General features: G+C 59.8%; 2 protein-coding genes. Both read right to left on the reverse strand.

The window, feature by feature from the left end; genetic code table 11:
* A partial coding sequence (locus B2J89_RS21035; RefSeq protein WP_305792662.1) for a flagellar cap protein FliD N-terminal domain-containing protein occupies window positions 1-560 on the reverse strand: 560 nt, incomplete at its 3' end.
* Between the two features lie 209 nt (window positions 561-769).
* Window positions 770-1997, reverse strand: a 1228-nt coding sequence (locus tag B2J89_RS21040; RefSeq protein ID WP_169170794.1) for a flagellin, incomplete at its 5' end; no start/stop codon positions are given.

Below are 1997 nucleotides of genomic sequence, written 5' to 3' on the forward strand. Positions count from 1 at the left end.
CCGGAGGCGTCCGAGAGAATCGTGGCGGTCACGCCGGCATTGGCGCCGTTGATCTTGCCCGCCACATCGGACAATTTATCGGTGGCGCTGATGGAAATTTTCACCGCAGTCGCCGTGCCGGCCGTGAAGCCCTCAGGAGAGTCCGCCCACTTGCCCAGTTCCAGCTTCAAGATGCCCGCGCCGACATAACCACCCACCGGCAACATGGCGGCAGATGCCGTGGACTGAGCCTTTGCCAGGCCCTGCACCTGCACGCTGAAAGAAGTGGCCACCGTACCGCCAGTCGCGCTGGCCGTGACAGCGTCCTTATTCGATGACGTAGTGGTGACCGCATTCCAGCCGGTCACGCTGTTGAGCTTGCCAACGGCATCCGACAAGCTGGACACCATGGACTTGAGTTGCCCGAAAGTGGAAATCTTGGCATTGACGAACGTGGCCTGATCGTTCAGGCCGTTCGCCTTGGTGATCGGGATCTTCACGGCATCCACAGAGGCCTTGATGAGCCCATTGACATCCACGCCGCCCCCCAGACCAATGCCTATCGACGAAAAGCTAGCCATGTTCCACCTCCTGAAAAGCGCATTGGGTTGTATCGCCAGGGATTATCGAAGTCCAGGACTTCTGCATCCCGCCGATAAGCACCCAAGAATGCAGCCAATCCAAGGTCACGCGCTCTTTGAAACGCAACAGGGCGGCGGCGAAAAAACTCGCCGCCGCCCTTGGTCAGTGGCCACCAGATTCCGACGGAACCCAGCCCAACCGTTGTGGTTTAGCGCAGCAGCGCCAGCACGCCCTGTGGCAGCTGATTTGCCTGGGCCACCATGGCCGTGCCAGCCTGCTGCAGGATCTGCGAGCGCGACAGGTTGGCGGTTTCGGCGGCAAAGTCAGCGTCCAAGATGCGGCTGCGTGCGGCCGACATGTTTTCCGATGTGCCTTGCAGGTTGTTCACCGTGGTTTCGAAGCGCGATTGCAGAGCACCGTAGCTGGCGCGCTGGCCGCTAATGGCCGACAGCGCGGCGTCGACGATGGCCAGCGTGCGGTTGGCACCATCGACCGTGCTCACGTCCATGTTCTGCACGGTCTGCATTTGGCTGCCTACGGCTGTGGCCACATTGAAGAAACCGCCGCCTGTAGTAAGACCGTTGGAGTCGAGCGCACTGAAAGATTTGGATGAATCCAGTGTGATCTGTCCGGTTACCACGAGATCGTCAGTACCAAATGCAGCGGAGGCTGCAGCCGCTTCTGCGAGCGTATCGTTACCCACCAAAGCCGTGGCAGCGGCATCGCCTTGAGTGACCGTCAAATCAGCACCTGTCGTCGAGATGTTCATCATCTTGATGTCATTACCCGCCGCATTGGTCAGCACCAGACCGTCGCCCTTGTCGTTGACACGCGCAGTAACGCCAGTTTTAGCGGATGCGTCATTGAAAGCCTTGGCGGCATCGCTCAGACGATCAGCGTTCAACGCATCCCCTGCCGCTCCCCCCACCGTGAAGGAAATGGTCACAGCTTGCTTAGGGTCATTTTCCGAAGCAACCTGGAGTGTGTAGGAATTGGCGGCCTTCAGTCCGGACAGTCCGATCTCGGTACGCGCAGTGGCGCTTACGCCCGTCTTTTCTGTTTGCGCATTGACCAGCGCAGCCACATCTTTTGCCGAATTACCAATCTTGTAATCAACATCGGCACTGCCGAATGCGCCATTAACCTTTATCGAACCATCAGCAGTAATAGCCGATTTACCAACTGCGCCCCCCTGAGCAGCTATCGCATTGGCCGTGCTACCCAACGTCAGGTCGCCGGCGCCGCCCGTGGTGGTGGCTGCCGTGCCACCAACGCGGTAGTTGCCGTAGGCGCTGGTGCTGAAGTTCGACGAGGTGGCCGTGATGGTTTGGTTGGCATTGGCGCCGACCTGGAAGGCCGCGCTGGTGAACGAGCCGTCGAGCAGCTTGCGGCCGTTGAAGTCGGTGGTCTTGGCGATGCGGTCCAGCTCGGAGGTG

This window comes from Acidovorax sp. SRB_24 (assembly GCF_012931925.1).